17 protein-coding genes and 1 tRNA gene are annotated in these 17,902 nt (G+C 70.5%); 6 read left to right on the top strand and 12 right to left on the bottom strand.

The window, feature by feature from the left end; all coding sequences use genetic code 11:
• Position 1: 1 nt before the first annotated feature.
• The gene (locus AB0A63_RS04240) at positions 2-970 is read left to right on the top strand and encodes a TIGR03617 family F420-dependent LLM class oxidoreductase (protein ID WP_360385182.1); all 969 of its coding nucleotides are present in this window, start codon (positions 2-4) and stop codon (positions 968-970) included.
• On the opposite strand, the gene AB0A63_RS04235 is transcribed toward AB0A63_RS04240, so the two are convergent.
• Positions 948-1,121: a hypothetical protein gene (locus tag AB0A63_RS04235; RefSeq protein ID WP_360385180.1), complete on the bottom strand. Its 174-nt coding sequence runs from the start codon at positions 1,119-1,121 to the stop codon at positions 948-950. The genes AB0A63_RS04240 and AB0A63_RS04235 overlap by 23 nt on opposite strands.
• Before the next feature lie 144 nt (positions 1,122-1,265).
• Between AB0A63_RS04235 and AB0A63_RS04230 the strand changes: the two genes are divergently transcribed.
• Both AB0A63_RS04230 and AB0A63_RS04225 read left to right on the top strand, forming a co-directional pair.
• On the top strand, positions 1,266-1,862 hold the full coding sequence (locus AB0A63_RS04230; RefSeq protein ID WP_360385178.1) for a helix-turn-helix domain-containing protein: 597 nt from the start codon (positions 1,266-1,268) through the stop codon (positions 1,860-1,862).
• Complete coding sequence (locus tag AB0A63_RS04225; protein WP_360385176.1) at positions 1,859-2,599, top strand: SRPBCC domain-containing protein; 741 nt, start codon at positions 1,859-1,861, stop codon at positions 2,597-2,599. Before AB0A63_RS04230 ends, AB0A63_RS04225 begins: the two co-directional genes overlap by 4 nt.
• On the opposite strand, the gene AB0A63_RS04220 is transcribed toward AB0A63_RS04225, so the two are convergent.
• Entirely contained in the window at positions 2,572-3,390 is an 819-nt protein-coding gene (locus AB0A63_RS04220) for an endo alpha-1,4 polygalactosaminidase (protein WP_360385174.1), read from the bottom strand. The two genes, AB0A63_RS04225 and AB0A63_RS04220, sit on opposite strands and share 28 nt — an antisense overlap.
• Positions 3,391-3,517: 127 nt before the next feature.
• Here AB0A63_RS04220 and AB0A63_RS04215 point away from each other — a divergent pair, with 127 nt between their 5' ends.
• On the top strand, positions 3,518-4,159 hold the full coding sequence (locus AB0A63_RS04215; RefSeq protein WP_360385172.1) for an HNH endonuclease family protein: 642 nt from the start codon (positions 3,518-3,520) through the stop codon (positions 4,157-4,159).
• A gap of 10 nt (positions 4,160-4,169) precedes the next feature.
• Entirely contained in the window at positions 4,170-4,640 is a 471-nt protein-coding gene (locus tag AB0A63_RS04210) for a hypothetical protein (protein ID WP_360385170.1), read from the top strand.
• A gap of 58 nt (positions 4,641-4,698) precedes the next feature.
• Here AB0A63_RS04210 and AB0A63_RS04205 read toward each other — a convergent pair.
• A tRNA-Thr gene (locus AB0A63_RS04205) sits at positions 4,699-4,772 on the bottom strand.
• Positions 4,773-4,883: 111 nt separating this feature from the next.
• Here AB0A63_RS04205 and AB0A63_RS04200 point away from each other — a divergent pair.
• Positions 4,884-6,242, top strand: coding sequence for a hypothetical protein (locus AB0A63_RS04200; RefSeq protein WP_360385168.1), 1,359 nt, complete (start codon positions 4,884-4,886; stop codon positions 6,240-6,242).
• Positions 6,243-6,305: 63 nt separating this feature from the next.
• Here AB0A63_RS04200 and AB0A63_RS04195 read toward each other — a convergent pair whose 3' ends face one another.
• The 9 genes from AB0A63_RS04195 to AB0A63_RS04155 form a co-directional block, all read right to left on the bottom strand.
• Entirely contained in the window at positions 6,306-7,502 is a 1,197-nt protein-coding gene (locus AB0A63_RS04195) for a DNA polymerase III subunit delta' (RefSeq protein WP_360385166.1), read from the bottom strand.
• A 28-nt stretch (positions 7,503-7,530) separates the two neighbouring features.
• Entirely contained in the window at positions 7,531-9,576 is a 2,046-nt protein-coding gene (locus tag AB0A63_RS04190) for an MFS transporter (protein ID WP_360385164.1), read from the bottom strand.
• Between the two features lie 80 nt (positions 9,577-9,656).
• A complete protein-coding gene (locus tag AB0A63_RS04185) occupies positions 9,657-10,067 on the bottom strand; it encodes a hypothetical protein (RefSeq protein WP_360385162.1) in 411 nt (136 codons plus the stop codon).
• A 17-nt stretch (positions 10,068-10,084) separates the two neighbouring features.
• A complete protein-coding gene (gene topA / locus AB0A63_RS04180; RefSeq protein ID WP_360385160.1) occupies positions 10,085-12,847 on the bottom strand; it encodes a type I DNA topoisomerase in 2,763 nt (920 codons plus the stop codon).
• Positions 12,848-12,986: 139 nt separating this feature from the next.
• Positions 12,987-13,559 (bottom strand): hypothetical protein, encoded by a 573-nt coding sequence (locus tag AB0A63_RS04175; RefSeq protein WP_360385158.1) that lies wholly within the window; start codon positions 13,557-13,559, stop codon positions 12,987-12,989.
• Positions 13,560-13,624: 65 nt separating this feature from the next.
• Positions 13,625-14,167 (bottom strand): hypothetical protein, encoded by a 543-nt coding sequence (locus AB0A63_RS04170; protein ID WP_360385156.1) that lies wholly within the window; start codon positions 14,165-14,167, stop codon positions 13,625-13,627.
• A complete protein-coding gene (locus tag AB0A63_RS04165) occupies positions 14,164-14,712 on the bottom strand; it encodes a hypothetical protein (protein WP_360385154.1) in 549 nt (182 codons plus the stop codon). The genes AB0A63_RS04170 and AB0A63_RS04165 overlap by 4 nt, the downstream gene beginning before the upstream one ends.
• Before the next feature lie 43 nt (positions 14,713-14,755).
• A complete protein-coding gene (locus tag AB0A63_RS04160) occupies positions 14,756-15,325 on the bottom strand; it encodes a hypothetical protein (protein WP_360385152.1) in 570 nt (189 codons plus the stop codon).
• 63 nt (positions 15,326-15,388) lie between these two features.
• Entirely contained in the window at positions 15,389-17,698 is a 2,310-nt protein-coding gene (locus AB0A63_RS04155) for a sodium-translocating pyrophosphatase (RefSeq protein ID WP_360385150.1), read from the bottom strand.
• Positions 17,699-17,902 lie beyond the last annotated feature (204 nt).

The following is a 17,902-nucleotide window of genomic DNA, read 5'->3' as shown; positions in this document are numbered from 1 at the left end:
TATGAAGCTGGACTGGAGCGCTGTCGACTACACCCCCGGCGACGCGGGGACGATCGCGAAGCGGGCGGAGGACCGCGGTTACGACGGGTTCTGGCTCGCCGAGACCAAGCACGACCCGTTCCTCGCGCTCGCCGGCGCGGCCGCGGCCACCGAGCGGGTCGAGCTGGGCACGGCCATCGCGGTGGCGTTCGCGCGCAACCCGATGACCGTCGCGACCACGGCGAACGACCTGCGGCTGCTGTCGGGCGGCCGGTTCAACCTCGGTCTGGGCTCGCAGGTCGAGGCGCACATCACGAAGCGCTTCTCCATGCCGTGGAGCAGGCCCGCCGCGCGCATGCGGGAGTTCGTGCTGGCGCTGCGGGCGATCTGGCACGCGTGGGAGACCGGCGAGCGGCTGGCGTTCCGCGGCGAGTTCTACACGCACGCGCTGATGACGCCGTTCTTCAACCCCGGTCCGAACCCGCACGGCACCGCGCCGATCTACCTGGCGGGCGTGGGCGAGCGGATGACGGAGGTGGCCGGCGAGGTCGCCGACGGCTTCCTGTGCCACAACTTCACGACGCCGCGCTACCTGCGCGAGGTGACGCTGCCCGCTCTCGAACGCGGCCGCGCCAAGGCCGGGAAGTCGTTGGAGGGCTTCGAGATCAGCGGCCCGGTGTTCGCCGCGACCACCGACGAGGAGATCGCCGACGTCAAGCGGCAGATCGCGTTCTACGGGTCGACGCCCGCGTATAGGGCGGTGCTGGACCTGCACGGCTGGGGCGAGCTGCACGAGGAGCTGCACCGGATGTCGCGGCGGCAGCAGTGGGCGGAGATGAGCGCGTTGGTCACGGACGACGTGCTGGCGGAGTTCGCCGTCGTGGGGTCGTCCGCGGAGGGCGTCGCGGCCGCGCTGCTGGACCGCTACGGCGACGTCGTCACCCGGCTGTCCCCGTCGGGGGACGTGCTCAGCGCCCTGAGGAGTGGCTGAGGCCCTGGCGCGCCAGCTCGGCGTGGAACGCGGTGAGCCCGGCGCGCACCCTGGCCACGCCCTGCTTGCGGATCCACCTGCGCCTGCCCACGTTCGCGGCGTTCAGGGCGAACGGCAAGGCGAGCACGGTCAGGACGAGCATCATGGTCATCTTGTCTCCCTGGAGGTTGTGAACGAGCAACGACCAATCGAGACATCGCTTACGGCACCGGTCCCAAAGCCACCCGGCTGGAGCAAAGTCACCGACAGCACGACCGTTCTTGACTAATTTTGTTTTCGGTGCGACCGTGGGTGCATGTTCGATGTGGCGGTGATCGAGGACCCGTCCGCGGCCGAGGTGTCGCTGGACCCCGTGCGGGCGCGGCTGCTCGCGGAGCTGGCAGAACCCGGATCGGCGACCATGCTCGCCGCGAAGGTGGGTCTGCCCAGGCAGAAGGTGAACTACCACCTGCGCACGCTGGAGCAGCACGGCCTGGTGGAGCTGGTCGAGGAACGGCGCAAGGGCAACGTCAACGAACGCCTGCTGCAGGCGACCGCGGCGTCCTACGTCATCTCCCCGACCGCGCTCGCGGCCGTGCAGCCCGACCCAGCTCGCTCACCCGACCGGTTGTCCGCGCGGTGGCTGCTCGCCGTCGCGGCCAGGCTGGTGCGCGACGTCGGAACCCTGCTCACCGGGGCGACGAAGGCGAAGAAGCGGCTCGCCACGTTCGCGCTCGACGGCGAGGTCCGGTTCGCCACGGCGGCCGACCGGGCGGCGTTCGCGGAGGAGCTCGCGGGCTGCGTGGCGCACCTGGTCGCCAAGTACCACGACGAGCAGGCAGAAGAGGGCCGTCCACACCGGATCGTGGTCGCCCTGCACCCGAGCGTCAGCGCCAAGGAGGAGGAGTCGTGACCCGCGAGTTCGAGATCAGCAAGGAAGTCGAGGTCGGGGGAACCCCCGAGCAGGTCTGGGACGCCATCGCGACCGGACCCGGCATCGACTCGTGGTTCATGGGCCCGCACACCGTCGACGGGCGCCTCGGCGGCCGCATGTCGCTCGACCTGGGCTTCTTCCAGGAGAGCTCGACGATCACGGCCTGGGAGCCGGGCAAGCACCTCGCCTACTCCAGCGACAAGGGCGAGGACGGCACGTTCCACGCGATGGAGTTCCTGGTCGAGGGCCGTGAGCAGGGCTCGACCGTGCTGCGGTTCGTGCACAGCGGCATCCTCGGCGACGGCTGGGGCGACGAGTTCGTGGACCAGCAGTCGAAGGGCTGGGACATGTACCTGTTCACGCTGGCCCAGTACGTGCGGCACTTCGCGGGCCGGCCCGGCACGTACGTGTTCGCGCAGTGGCCGCCGCAGCCGGAGGGCGCCGACAACTGGCCGGTGCTGATGCGCGCGCTCGGCATCCCGGAGAACGCGGAGGTCGGCGACGAGGTTTCCCTCGAACCGTTCGGCGTGCACGGCGTCGTGGACTACGTGGTGCGCCACGACGCGCACAGGTTCCTCGGCGTGCGCGGGCAGGACGGCCTCTACCGCTTCCACGGCACCAACGCGGTCGGCCACCACCTGTTCGGCGATGCGACCGGCCAGGCGGAGAAGTGGCAGGCGTTCCTGGCTCAGACCCCGGGCGGGCAGAGCTCGTAGACGTAGTCGCCGTGCCCGTACGGCACGACGTTCCGGTCGCGGCGGATGACGGAGACCCGTCCGCCGCGATCGGCGCAGGCCTTCCGGAACCCGTCGTCGGTGTACTCGATCTGGATGAAGTTGTCGCCGAACGCCTCGGCGTAGCGCCCGCACTCGTCGTTGACCTGGCACTCCTCGGTGATCGCGAAGTCGAAGCCGATCTCCTGCCTGCCCGCGGTCCCCAGCTCGGCGGTGTTCTTCTGCGCCACCGCGAGCCCCTGCTCGTGCGCGTACCGCACGAAGCCCTTCATGAACTCCTTGGTGGCGCCGAGGTCGAACGCCCCGTCCGAGCGCGTGTACGAGTCGAGGTTGTCCGGCTCGATCCCCTTGAACAGCGACTGCTTGCAGCCCTTGATCCACTTCTTCTGGATCTCCAGGATGCGGGCGCGCTTGTCCTCGGTGGAGATGTCGAGGATGCCCTCGGACCACTCCGCGTCGATGGCGGGCTGACCGTCCTGCTTCTTGACGAGCAGGTCGGCGTGGTGCTGCCGCCACCACCCCAGCCCGCCCTCCATGCCCTCTGGCTGCGTCTGCAAGGCGTTGAGGTAGCAGATGTTGTAGCGCCGCCCGTCCGGCGTCTTGCTGCGGTCCCGCACGACGATCTTCACCGGCACGTCCGGCTGGTAGGCGCCGCCGATCTGGTAGTCGAACACGGCACCCACCGGGGGCAGCTCGCGCGGCGGCAGCTCCGGCTCGCTCGAGCACGAGGTGACGAGCAGGAGCAGGGCGGCGGCCGCCACGGCGGTTCTCATGCCTGCCGTTCTACCCACTTCCGCACAACTTCGTCGAGCAGCCCGGGCGTCGTCGCGACCCATTCGTCCCCGGGATTTAGGCCGATGGGCCGCCATGACCGCCACGCGCGGCGGGTATGCCCACCCCATGCGGTGGATCTTGCTCATCTTCCTGCTCACCGGGTGTGCAGCGCTCCCCACCTCGGCTCAGGTCGACCGAGTGCCCGAGGGCACGCTCGACGCCGCCACGGCCCGCACCTCGCTCGCCTCGCTGCCGGCGGGCGCACCGGGAACGCTGCGCGGCTACGACCGCGACTGCCCCGGCGCCTGCGTGTTCGGCCGGCCCTGGTCCGACGTGGACGGCGACGGCTGCGACCAGCGCAGCCAGGTCCTCGCCCGCGACCTGACCGCCGTGGAACGCAAACCGGGCCGCTGCGGCGTGCAGTCCGGCACTCTGGACGACCCCTACACCGGCTCGCAGGTGACCAAGGTGTCCTCGATCCAGATCGACCACGTGGTGCCGCTCGCCGAGATGTGGCGCAGCGGAGCAGCGGCCTGGCCCGCGGAGAAGCGCGTGGCGGCGGCGAACGACCTGCGCAACCTCGTGGCGACCTCGGGCAAGGTCAACCAGTCGAAGAGCGACAAGACGCCCGACGAGTGGATGCCGCCCAACGCGGCCTACGCGTGCTCGTACGGGCGGATCTACGTGACGGTGAAGACCGCCTACGCCCTGACGGTGGCACCGGCGGAGCGATCGGCGTTGGAGAAGGCGCTGGCGACCTGCGGTTAAGGTGCCGCCCGTGGACCTGACCCGCGGGCACCCGTTCCGCATCCCGCTCACCGCGGGCCTGCAGGCGGCGACCGAGGCGGCGTCCGCGTTGCGCGCCGTGCTGCCACCGGACGTCGCGGTGATCGGCGGGCAACGCCAACTCCTGGTGCTGCGGCTCATCTCCGACGACGAGCTCACCCTGCTGCGGCCGGCCGTGGAGGCGTTGATCGCCGACTTCCGCGCCACCACACGGGCTTTGGTCGTGGCGCTGGCCTCCGACGCCGTGGACGAGGCGTGGTCGGTGCACGAGCACGGCGAGCACTGCCGGTTCGAGAACCTGGTGACCGGGGTGGTCGTGGAGGCCTTTGTGGACCGTCCGGACGACCTCGACCCGTACTTCCTGCTGGAGTTCGCCCGGACGGAACACCGGCACCGGGCCGTGGCGGAGGCGTGCGTGGAGGGGTTTCACGACATGTGCCGGGTGCTGGACGTGCTGGGATAGGCACTGGAACAGCAGAAGGGCCAGGTCAGCGAACTGACCTGGCCCTTCCGTCTCACCGAGCCGCCTATCGGAATCGAACCGATGACCTGCTCATTACGAGTGAGCCGCTCTGGCCGACTGAGCTAAGGCGGCGAGACGCGATAACTATAGCTGACCCGTGGACCCGTCACTCACGGGGGTCGGCATCGTTGAACTGACCGTGACCGAGGTCACCGTCTCCTAGTCCGCGTCGAGGAGTGGTTCATGCGTCGCTCGTTCTCCGTGCCGCTGGCCGGTCTGCTGCTGGCACTCGCCGCAGGGCCGGCACTCGCCCAGCCGCCGACCACACCGGTGCCGGGGCCGAGGGACCCGAACCAGCCGCCGGCGTCGTCGCCGAACGGGCCGCAGCCGTTGGCGCACGCGGTCGGTGACGCGGGCACGGGGCTCGCGGTGGTGCGGCTCGGGCCGCAGGGCGTTCCGACGAGCACGATCCTGCCGGGGTTCGGTGAGCAGCTGCCGAAGCAGTCGGTGACCGAGCTCGGGCTGGGGCTGTCGAGCGCGCAGGTCAACACCGAGGCGTTCCTGGCGACGGAACGCGTGGTCACGCAGGCCAACCCGTTCGGGTTCGCGGTGGCCGGTCGGGCGCCGCAGACGCCGGGAACGCTGGTGCAGACGGCGATTCCGGACAACCCGCAGCCCACGAAGGGCGGCCTGCCGATCCCGGAGACGCCGCTCGCGAAGCTGAGCGTGCTCAACGGCAGCGTGCAGGCGCGGTGGGACGAGGAGGTCGGGCCGTGCATCAGCCCGCTCGCCACGGCCACGACGTCGCTGGCCGGGTTGCAGGTGCTGAGCGCGCTGCCCGCCGAGGTGCCGCTGGCGCCCAAGACCGGGCTGGTGAGCATCCCGGACACGTTCGAGGCGAGCTCCGCCGTCCGGCTCGTCGACCTGCCGGGCAGCAAGAACAAGGCCGTCGCGTCCACGTCGACGATGCGGGCGGTCAGCATCGAGCTCGCCGGCGGTCTGAAGATCGACGTGGTCACCCCGCCGACGCTCACCGCCACCGCGACCGGCGACGAGAAGACCTCGACGATCAGCTACACCGCGCCGGTGCTCAAGGTCAGCCAGAACGGCAAGGACCTCGGCACCCTCGACGCCGCCCACCCGGTGCTGGACGTGCCGCTGCTGCTCGACCTGGTCGTGGTGAAGCTGCAGATCGCGGGCCTGACCGAGAAGAAGGCCGCCTTCTCCGGCAACGGCTTCACCGGCTACCAGCTCGGCGCGACCGCGCGGATGCTCGACGTGCAGCTCCTGCCGACGGACAAGCTGAAGCTCCCGAACCTGCCCACCGCGCTCGCGCAGATCTCGCTCGGCGAGCAGATCGTCCGCGCCGCGGCACCGCAGGGCGGCGTGGTGTGCGGAACGTCACAGCCGCCGCAGACGAACGCTCCGCAGGAGCCGGGTGGTGCGGCGGCGCCGCCCAAGAAGGCACCGCCGCTCGCCTACACCAACGCCGCGTACCAGTCGGTTCCGCTGTTCTGGACCGGGGCCGGGTTGTTGCTCGTCGGGGTCGTGGTGGTGGCGGCGCTCCCGGTCCGACGCCGGCCGCGTCGTGTTCCGAACTGACGCTGGCGTGGCGGAGTCGGGTGCACCTGCTGGGGCGGGCCAGCGGCACCCCAGAACCGCGCGTCAGCCGCGGTGCAGCGTGGTGACCATCGCCTCGATCGCGATGCGCGGCTTCACGTTCACCTCGATCGCCTCCCGGCAGGACAGCACGGCCTCCAGGCGGCGCAGGATCGACTCCTGCGACCACTGGGCGGCGGCGGTGCGCGAGTCGGTGGCGCGGTCGGGATGCATCAGGGACGCCTCGGAGCCGGTTTTGGTGACCAGGGCGTCGCGGTAGAAGCCGGCGAGGTCGACCAGGGCGAGGTCGAGGGAGTCGCGCTGGGTGCGGGTGGCGCGGGACTTCTGGCGCTTTTCGAGGTCCTTCAACGCGCCCTTCGCGCCGCGGGTGGCGGCTGCGGTGCCCTTGCCGGTGCCGCCGGCGCCCATGGCGGTTTCCAGGGCGGTGCGTTCGGCCTCGTTGCGGGCCTCGTTGGCGGTGGTGGCGTCTTCCTCGGCCGCCTTGATGAGCTCGTCGGCGCAGGTGAAGACGTCGGCGGGTTTGCGCAGGGCCAAGGGGATGCGCAGGACGGCCTCGCGGCGTTCGCGGGCTTCGGGGTCGACGGCCAGGCGGCGGGCGCGGCCCACGTGGCCGCCGCACACGGAGGCGGCCCAGGAGGCCATCTCAGGGGACACGCCGTCGATGACTTCCAGTGCTGAGGCGATGGCCGGGGGGCGGGGGGAGCCGAGGGGGACGAGGCGGCAGCGCGAGCGGATGGTGATCGAGACGTCCTCCGGGTGGTCGGAGGGGGCGCAGAGCAGGAAGACGGTGCGCTCCGGGGGTTCCTCGACGGCCTTCAGCAGCGCGTTCGCCGCGCCCTCGGTGAGGCGGTCGGCGTCCTCGATGATGACGACCTGCCAACGGCCGGACGTGGGGCGACGGGCGGAGATCTGCACGAGGGAACGCATCTCGGCCACGGAGATCGAGAGGCCTTCGGTGATGACGACGCGCACGTCGGCATGGGTGCCGTGCAGGGTCGTGCGGCAGCCGGTGCACTCACCGCAGCCTGGACGGTCATCGGTGACAACGCACTGCAACGCGCCAGCGAACGCACGGGCCGTGGACGAACGGCCGGAGCCGGGTGGGCCGGTGAAGAGCCAGGCGTGGGTCATCACGCCGGGTGCCGGGGTGCCGCCGGCGACGATCGTGGCGGCTGCCTCGGCCGCCGCGGACAGGCTTGCCACCGCGTCGGGTTGGCCGACCACCTCGTCCCACACGCTCATGGGTGCAGTCTCCCAGCGGCCGGGCCGGTCACGACGTCGGGGCGGGGGCTTCCGCGGGCACCTTCTTGCGGGACGCGAGCAGCGGGAGCACGGCGGTGTGGACGCGGTGCGCGGTCGTGTCGGCGTCACCGTCGGTCTCGACCACCAGGTAGCGGTCGGGGTTCGCGGCGGCCATCTCGCTGAGCAGGCGCTGGACCCGCCAGTGCTGTTCCAGGCCGATCGCCTTGCCGTCGGACACCGGGCGGTCGAGCAGGATCGTCAGGTCCGGGCGCAGGCGGCCGGTGGCCCACTCGACCAGGCCTTCGAGCTCCTGGTGCTCCAGGGTGCCGGTCGCGCTGAAGTGCGCCAGGGGCGAGTCGACGTAGCGCTCCATCACGACGATGGACCCCTCGTCCAGCGCGGGACGCACCTGCCGTTCGACGACGTCGGCGCGCACGGCGGCGGCGACGAGGGCTTGCGCGCGCACGCCGGCCAGCTCGGCGGACGACAGCATCGTGCGCAGACGGCGTTCGTCGTGTTCGGGGTCGGCGGCAAGCAGTACCTCGAACCCCTCGACGCGAAGAGCGGCCGCGAGCCGACGGGCCTGCACGGATGTGTCTTGACGCGTGTCGCCCTCGACGGCGATCAGCAGGCCCTTGGTGCGCGAGCGTCCGCGGATGGCGGCGAACAACGACGACAGCACGCGCTCTTCGCGACGGTCGTCCATCTGCCGGTAGGCGACGAGACCGAGCACGATCGCGATGACCGCGCCACCGAGCATCACCGGACGGGTCGCGTCGACCTCCATCGGGTGGCCGAAGATGCTGACCGTGCGCTTCTGCAGCACCGCGACCAGCAGCGGAGCACCGGCCGACGCACCGAACAGCACGACCTTGAGCAACGACTGGATCAACGCCACCGTGCGGCCGCGCATCTCGTCCTCGACCTGCGAGCCCACGATCGTGAGACCGGTCAGGAACGCCACGCCGGCGCACAGGCCGACCAGCGACACCATCAGCAGCGCCAGCCACAGGCTCGGGGCCAGCGCGACCAGCGTCAACGTGACGCCCGCGCCGACGATCGTCACGCCGAACAGCCGGTTGTAGGCGAGCCTGCGCGCGAACCGGGGTGCCGTCGCCATGCCGACCGCGAGCCCGAGGAACACGGCCATGAACAGCAGGCCGAACGTCGACGCGCCACCGAGGAGCGAGGTCGCGTAGAGCTTCGCCGTCGCGATCACGACACCGGCCGCGGCGAACGCGCCGATCATGCCGATCACCAGGCCGCGGACCAGCGGCGTCGCGGCGGCGAACCTGACCCCCTCGCGGAACATCGCGACGAAGCCCGGCTTGTCGGCGTCGACCTCCTTCTTCTGCCGCGCGGCCCGGCCGGACAGCTCCGGCAGCCGGGTGGCGATCAGGACGGCGGAGGTGAAGTACAGCAGGCCGTTGATGATCACGGCGATGGTCGCGATGCGGAACTCGAGGTCGCCGCCCTGCAGGTTCAGGTACGCCGGCACGCCCGCGATCAGCGAGTACAGGCCGAACCCGCTGATGGTCGAGATGCCGTAGGTCATCACGAGGCCGAGCTGGTTGGCCGACTCGACCTGGTCGGGCCGGCGCAGCAGGTTCGGCACTGCCGACTCCTTGGCCGGAATCCACAGCATCGCGCAGCAGCCGACCAGGAAGTTCGCCACGAACAGCCAGATCGGCGACCCGATCAGCGCGATCGAGATGAACAGCGACCCGCGCAGGACGTCGCAGACGACCATGACCTTGCGGCGGTCGAAGCGGTCGGCGAGCACCCCGCCGACGGGGGCGAACAGGATGCCGGGCAGCAGCTGGGTCAGCACGACCAGCGACAGCGCGAACGACTGCCACTGGTAGCTGTTCAGCATCTCGGAGACCAGACCGGTCAACGCGAGCAGTGACAGCCAGTCACCGACGCTGCACAGGTAGGTGACGAGCCAGAGCCGGCGGAACGGCCGGATCGCGAGCACCGACCGCAGCCGGTGGACCGTGGACACGCTGGACTGGGCGGACCCGGCCGGGTCTGCCTGCGTCGCTGGTGTGTCCGCGTCCTGAATCTCAGTCACCTCTGCTCGCCCGTGCGGGTGCGATCAGGGTAACCGGATGTAGTGGGTGACGACGCCGGACTCTCGGCGTCGAAAGGTCACTATCCGCTGAAGATCGCGCCGAGGACGCTCACGAGCACCAGCACGAAGAAGCCGAGGACGACGATGCAGCCGACCACGGTAGCGGCGGTGTTGGGCTTCTGCACGGGCTGCTGCGCCTGTGCGGCAGGCACTTGCGGCCACTGCGCGGCCTGCTGCCCCGGTCGTGGCCGGCGGCTCTGCGGGCGCCGCCGCTCCTGTTCCAGCTGGGCCTGGACGGCCTGCCGCACCTGCTCGGTGGGATCGGGAGGTGTCGGCACCGCCACACGTGACGAGAACGACGCGGTCCGCAGCGAGGACCACTGGGGTGCCACCCACGTGTCGGCCGTCACCAGCCCGGCGAGCGGGTCGGGGAACAGCGGGGGTGGCGGCGGGGCCTGCGTCCCGTCCGGACCGAAGTCAGAGCTCGGCACCCGCCACCCCCGTCACGTCAGCTCTTCGTCTTCGCCGGGGCCTTCTTGGCCGCCGGCTTCTTCGCCGCCGTCGTCGCCTTCTTGGCCGGTGCCTTCTTCTTCACCGGGCCCTTGGCGCGCTTCTCGGCCAGCAGCTCGGCCGCGCGCTCGTCGGTGATCGACTCGACGCTGTCGGTCTTGCGCAGCGACGCGTTCGCCTCGCCGTCGGTGACGTACGGGCCGAAGCGGCCCTCCTTGATCACCATCGGCTTGCCGGACACCGGGTCGTTGCCCAGCTCCCGCAACGGCGGCGCGGCGGCGGCCCGGCCGCGCTTCTTCGGCTCGGCGTAGATCTTCAGGGCCTCGTCGAGCGTGACCGTGAAGATCTGCGACTCGTCGGCCAGCGACCGCGAGTCGGTGCCCTTCTTGAGGTACGGGCCGTAGCGGCCGTTCTGCGCGGTGATCTCGGCGCCCGTCTCCGGGTCCTTGCCGACCACCCGCGGCAGCGACAGCAGCTTCAGCGCGTCGTCGATCGTGATCGTGTCCAGCGACATCGACTTGAACAACGAGCCGGTGCGCGGCTTCGGCAGCTTCGACTTCGGCGTGCTCTCCTCCGGCTCGGGCAGCACCTCGGTCACGTACGGGCCGAAGCGGCCCTCCTTGGCCACGATCTCGTTGCCCGAGACCGGGTCGGTGCCCAGCGAGCGGCCCTCCTGCGGCGTCGAGAACAGCTTCTCGGCGATCTCCGCGGTGAGCTCGTCCGGCGGCAGGTCGTCTGGCAGGTTCGCGCGCTGCGCGGCACCGTCGACCTCGCGCTCCAGGTACGGCCCGAACCGGCCGACGCGGACCACGACCGTGCGGCCCTCGGAGTCGCTGAACAGCGGGATCGAGTTGACCTCGCGCGGGTCGATGTCCTCGACGCCCGTGCCGACCAGCTTCTTCAGGCCACCGGAGCGGCCGATCGAGCCGTCGGGGCCGACGCTGCCGCCGAAGTAGAACCCGGACAGCCACGTCGTGCGCTGCTGGCGACCGGCGGCGATGCCGTCGAGCTCGTCCTCCAGCGCGGCGGTGAAGTCGTAGTCGACCAGGCGGCCGAAGTGCACCTCCAGCAGCCCGACCACGGCGAACGCCACCCAGGACGGGACCAGCGCCGCGCCCTTCTTCCACACGTAGCCGCGGTCCTGGACCGTGCTGATGATCGACGAGTAGGTGGAGGGGCGGCCGATGCCGAGCTCCTCCATCGTCTTGATCAGCGACGGTTCGGTGTAGCGCGACGGCGGTGAGGTCGTGTGGCCGTCCGGGGACAGCTCGGCGATCGTCAGCGCCTGGTCCTTGGCGAGCAGCGGCAGCCGCGACTCGGCGTCGTCGGACTCGCCACCGGCCTCGGCGTCGACGGTCTCGACGTAGGCCTTGAGGAAGCCGGCGAACGTGATCGTGCGACCGGAGGCGGCGAAGGTGACCTCCTGGCCGGTCGCCGCCTTGCCGACGATCCGCACGCTGGTCGTGTTGCCGCGCGCGTCGGCCATCTGGGAGGCGATCGTGCGCTGCCAGATCATCTCGTAGAGCTTGAACTCGTCGGAGTCCAGCTCGGAGGCCACCTGGCCGGGCGTGCGGAACACCTCACCGGCGGGCCGGATCGCCTCGTGGGCCTCCTGCGCGTTCTTGACCTTGCGGGTGTACTGGCGCGGCTTGTCGGCGACGTACTGCGCGCCGTACAGGTCCGTGGCCTGCGTGCGGGCCGCGTTGATCGCGGTCTCCGACAGCGTCGTGCTGTCGGTGCGCATGTAGGTGATGTAGCCGTTCTCGTACAGCTTCTGCGCGGTGCGCATCGTGCGGTCGGCGGAGAACCGCAGCTTGCGGCCCGCCTCCTGCTGCAGCGTCGAGGTCATGAACGGCGCGTACGGCTTGCGCGTGTACGGCTTCTCCTCGACCGAGGCGACCCGGACGGGGGCCTGCTCCAGGCCGGCGGCGATGGCACGGGCCTGCGCCTCGTCCAGCACGACCACGTCGGCCTTGCCGGTGAGCTTGCCGTCGGAGCCGAAGTCGCGGCCGGTCGCGAGGCGGGTGCCGTCGAGCGCCACCATGCGGGCGCCGAACTGACGCGGCGTGGCGTCGGCACCGGCGTCCATGACCGCCGAGATGTCCCAGTAGCCGGCGGAGACGAACTTCATCCGTTCGCGTTCGCGCTCCACGACCAGGCGCGTCGCCACCGACTGCACGCGGCCAGCCGAGAGCTTCGGCATGACCTTCTTCCACAGCACGGGGCTGACCTCGTAGCCGTAGAGGCGGTCGAGGATGCGGCGGGTCTCCTGCGCGTCGACCAGGTCCTGGTCCAGGTCGCGGGGGTTCGCGGCGGCGGCCTGGATCGCGGACTCGGTGATCTCGTGGAACACCATCCTGCGCACCGGGACCTTGGGCTTCAGGGTCTCCAGCAGGTGCCACGCGATGGCCTCGCCCTCGCGGTCACCGTCTGTCGCGAGGTAGAGCTCGTCGACTTCCTTCAGGGCTTCCCTGAGCTCGGTGACCAGCGACTTCTTGTCGGCGGACACCACGTAGAGCGGCTCGAAGTCGTGGTCGACGTCCACGCCGAGCCGGGCCCAGGCCTGGCCCTTGAACTTGGCGGGCACGTCGGCGGCACCGCGCGGCAAGTCCCGGATGTGTCCCCTGGAGGACTCCACGACGAAGTTGGCGCCGAGGTAGGACGCGATCTTGCGCGCCTTCGTGGGCGACTCGACGATCACAAGTCGTCGGGTGCCACCCGCTCCTCCGCTGCTCTTTCTCGTCCGTGTCGATCCAGCCACGCCGTCCCGCTCTCTTCCAAACCCGTTCCCAGGCCCGCCAGTGTTGCCCAGCGCCGGCCGAAAAGCACACCATCCGTCATGTCTTCTGCGACGCCTGTTCGACGAGACAGAGTGACACAACCCCGCCGGACTGCCCCGCTCAGGCCGCCGGCCAAGTGCTCATCGCCACCCCGTGGGGAGGGCTTCCGACCAGCTCAGCGAGCCTTGCGAGCCGTCGGCGGCCGGTTACCCGCAGCGCCGGTGCCCCTACCAGGGTGCACGGAAGTCCGGACTGGAGCAGGGCATTTTGCAACGGTGCGTGTGTCTGGGGTGCGTTGGGGTCCAAACCGAGCAGGTAGGCCGACTCCGACCAGCTGCCGGCGGCCAGTGCCCAGACCCGGAGCACCGCCCCGTTCAGCTCGAAGCCGGCGGGCACCGTCTTCGCGGTCCCGTTCAGCCAGTGGGCGGCCAGCGGGGTGAGGTCGGTGCGGAACGGCGTGCGGACGAAGCGCGTGCCTTCGTCGTCGACGCACAGCTCGGAGGTGACGCCGCGCTCGTCGCAGGCCTGCTTGAGGGGCCGGTAGCGCCACTCGTCGCGCAGTTCGACGTACACGCGGGCCGCTGTGCCGCGTGCGAAGCTGACGGCCTGCCCCGGCCCGCAGAGGAAGCCGGCGAGGTCCGCCTTGGCCGGCGTGCGCGCCTCGGCCGAGAAGAAGGACAGCTGCCCCACCACGGCCCACAGAGTAGAACAGGCGTTCGACTGTGACCAGTGGCGCACGCGTGGCCACACCGGTTGGACTACTGCTTCGCCTTCAGCTCGGAGCACGGTCGCGACCGGCCGACGGCGGCCGCGTACTTGGGCGACCGCTCCAGCGCGTCGAACGTGGCCCGCAGCTGTTCGGGCGTGCTGACCTGCGACGTCCTCGCCAGCACCTGCTCGGCGTCGTCCCAGAACCCGGCGTCCGCGGCGAGCACGGTGATCGGGTCCTTCGCCGCCTCGTAGGACTTCGCGGACTCGGTGAAGTACCTGAGCGTGCCGTCGTGGACGTCCCGCAGTTCATCCGACGGTGAGCCGAGCTCGGTCAGCTCCCGCACCGCGTCGGTGAGGGCGGCGGCGTTCGCGGTGACGAGCTTGAGGTAGGCGGCCTTGACCGCGGCCGGGTCGGCGGGGTCCTGGGCCTGCAGCTCCTGCCCTGCCCTCAGACCGGGCAGGACACCGCCGCAGAACGCGTCGACCCACCGGCCCTGGGCGTCGGTGAGGGGCTTGTCCTCGTCCGAACCGCACGCCGTCAGCAGCGCCGCGGCGGCCAGCACCGCCGTGACCAGCCTGGTCCGGGTCACCGGGGTAGCTCCTCGCACTTGCCCGCCTTCTTCATCGGCTCGGCCAGCCCGCTGTCCTCGAAGCGCTTGCGCACGTCGGCGCCGGTGTTCTCGAACGCGGCGGCCTTGGTCATCAGTTCGGTGAACGCGGTGACCACCGCGGTCGCGTCGGACGAGGAGTCGATCTTCGACCTGGTGTCGGAGAGCACCGCCTTGAACTCCCCCGTGCTGTTCTCCACCGCCCCGACCAGCTCCTTCGCCTTCGGGTGCGGTCCGTCCTCCAGCGCCTTCAGGTCGTTCACCGACCGGTCGGCGGCGGTGATCTGGGTGGTCAGCCAGCCCGAGAGCCCGGCCTTGAGCTTCGCGGGGTCGCTCAGGTCGATGGACGGCTCCCCCGCCATGGCCTTCGTCGTGCCGCCGACGGCGCCGCAGACCTGGTCCAGCCACGCCACGACGTCGGCCTCGGTGGGCGCCGCGGGCGTGGACGTGGGGGTGCCGCCGGTGCAGGAGGCCAGGGCCAGGCTCGTGACGACGGCGAGGACTGCGCGTGCGGTGGAGCGGGTCATGGGCCGCAAGCTACTCCGGGCGGTGGTGCCGCACAGGTCGGGCTCAGCCCGTGGGGGCGGCGCCGAGCCGCTGCATCTCCTGGCACTTCTGCGCGCTCTGGGCGGCCTTCTGCAGCTCGGGAACGGCCTTGAGGTCCCTCAGCGGGTCGGCGAGCTCGGAGAGCTTGGAGATCGCCTCTCCCGCCGCCTGCAGGCCGCCGGTGGCGTCGTTGGCGTCCGCCTGCTCGATCTTCACCTTGGCGTCGGCGAACAGCGTGCCGAGCGCGGTGAAGGTCTCCGACATCTTCGTCACGGCCTCGTCACCGCCCGCGACGGGCGACGGCCCGACCTGCTTGAGGTCGGCGGCGGACTTGGTGAACGCGTCGGCGTGCTGGCCCATGTAGGCGGCCATCTCGGCCTTGAGCTTGGCGGGGTCGCCCGCGTCGAGCTTCGGCGCCGTCTTGTCGACCTTGGCGAACGCGGACGCCGCGCCGCAGACCTTGTCCATGTAGGTGACGGCGGCGGCGTCGGGCTGGCCGCTGGTCGGCGTGGACGTGCCGGAGTTGCCGCCGTTGGTGCACCCGGCCAGCGCGATGGCGGCAACTGCGGTAGTGGCGACGAGGCTGCGCCTCATGTCGTAACTCCTCGGTCGGGGTACGTCGGTGGACACCCGAACGTACCCCGACCGGCGGTGGAACTACGCGGCGCCGTTGCTGACGGCCTCCGCGGGCGAGTCGGCGATCGCCGTTCCGCGGCGCTTCGACACGATGATCGCGCCGATGATGATGACGGTGGCGACCACCGCGATCGCGATGCGCAGCGGCGCGGACGCGTCCGGGCCGATGGAGAACGTCACGACGGCGGGGGCGATCAGCACCGAGACCAGGTTCATGACCTTGATCAGCGGGTTGATGGCCGGGCCGGCGGTGTCCTTGAACGGGTCACCGACGGTGTCGCCGATGACGGTCGCGGCGTGGGCCTCGGAGCCCTTGCCGCCGTGGTTGCCGTCCTCGACCAGCTTCTTCGCGTTGTCCCACGCCCCACCGGAGTTGGCCAGGAACACCGCCATCAGCGTGCCGGTGGCGATGGCGCCGGCGAGGTAGCCGGCCAGCGGGCCGACGCCGAGGCCGAAGCCGACGGCGATCGGGGCGAGCACGGCCATCAGACCGGGGGTCGCGAGCTCGCGCAGCGAGTCCCTGGTGCAGATGTCGACGACGCGGCCGTACTCCGGCTTGACCGAGTAGTCCATGATGCCCGGGTTCTCGCGGAACTGGCGGCGCACCTCGAACACGATGGCACCGGCGGCGCGCGTCACGGCGTTGACCGCGAGGCCCGAGAACATGAACACGACGGCCGCGCCGATGGCGACGCCGACGAGGACGTTCGGGCTGAACACCACGTTGGTGAACGAGATGGGCAGCGAGCCGATCTCGTTGCCGATCTTCAGCACGGCCTGGTCGATCGCGTCCTTGTAGGAGCCGAACAGCGCCGTCGCGGCGAGCACGGCGGTCGCGATCGCGATGCCCTTGGTGATGGCCTTGGTCGTGTTGCCGACGGCGTCGAGCTCGGTGAGGATCTGCGCGCCCTCGCCGTGCACGTCACCGGACATCTCGGCGATGCCCTGCGCGTTGTCCGAGACCGGGCCGAAGGTGTCCATCGCGACGATGACGCCGACGGTGGTCAGCAGACCACAACCGGCCAGCGCGATCGCGAACAGCGCGACGACGACCGAACCGGACAGCAGGAACGCGCCGTAGACGGCGGCACCGATGACCAGCGCGGTGTAGACGGCCGACTCGAAACCGACCGAGATGCCGGACAGGATGACGGTGGCCGCACCGGTCAGCGAGGTCTTGCCGACCTCCTGCACCGGCTTGTGCTCGGTGCCGGTGTAGTAGCCGGTCAGCCAGAGGATGACGCCGGCCAGCACGATGCCGATGATCACCGCGACGGACGCGATCAGCGCCGGGTTCCCGCTGGTGCCCTTGATCGCGTCGGAGATGCCGTTGAGGTCGGCGAAGGAGCTCGGCAGGTACGTGAAGGCCGCGATCGTGCACAGCACCGCGGAGATGACCGCGGAGATGTAGAAGGAGCGGTTGATGGCCGAGAGGCCGTTCTCGCCCACCTTCGCCTTGGTCGTGTAGACGCCGATGACCGCGGTCAGCACGCCGATCGCCGGGACGATCAGCGGGAACAGCAGGCCCTGCACACCGAACGCGGCGGTGCCGAGGATCAGCGACGCGACCAGGGTGACGGCGTAGGACTCGAAGAGGTCCGCGGCCATGCCGGCGCAGTCACCGACGTTGTCGCCCACGTTGTCCGCGATGGTCGCGGCGTTGCGGGGGTCGTCCTCGGGGATGCCCTGCTCGACCTTGCCGACCAGGTCGGCGCCGACGTCGGCGGCCTTGGTGAAGATGCCGCCACCGACGCGCATGAACATCGCGAGCAGCGCGGCACCGAAACCGAAGCCCTCCAGGACCTTCGGGGCCTGACCGGCGTACACGAGCACGACGAGCGCCGCGCCGAAGAGGCCGAGGCCGACCGTGGTCATGCCGACCACGCCGCCGGTGCGGAACGCGATGCGCGTCGCCTTTTCACGACCGCCTTCTTCGTTCGCGGCGGCGGCGACACGCACGTTGGCGCGCGTGGACAACCACATGCCCAGGTAGCCGATGATCGCCGAGAACGCGGCACCGACGATGAAGAACAAAGATCGGCCGATTCGTTCGGCCAAATCATCTGCCGGTAGCGCGAACAGCAGCACGAACACGATCACGACAAAGATGCCGAGCGTGCGGAACTGCCGGTTGAGGTAGGCCGCTGCGCCCTCCTGAACCGCCCTGGCGATGTCCTGCATCTTGTCGGTGCCCTGGCCGGCGGCCAGCACCTCCTTGAGCAGCACGTACCCGACGGCGAGAGCAGCCAGGGCGACCACGGCGACCACGGCTACGACGCCGCGATCACCTCCGGAGAGCTCAAGGCCCTCCGCGAGGAATTGCCGGGACATCCGTCCTCCTGGTGAGTTGCCATGTGCAGCGCCAAGGCAGACCAGCCGCCCAGCGCGACGTGACGCATCCCTCATTGGATGCGATGAGCGGGGAGTCTAGGGGCTGGTTGCAACAAGGCAACGAACCGTCCCGAAGCGTGCACACACCGTTATCCGCGCTGGAAGTCGACCGCGACCCGGTCCGGACTGTCGGTGGTGTATGCG

It is taken from the genome of Lentzea sp. NPDC042327 (assembly GCF_040647275.1).
Lineage (GTDB): Bacteria > Actinomycetota > Actinomycetes > Mycobacteriales > Pseudonocardiaceae > Lentzea.
This window is presented reverse-complemented; position numbering and strand designations above follow the sequence as displayed.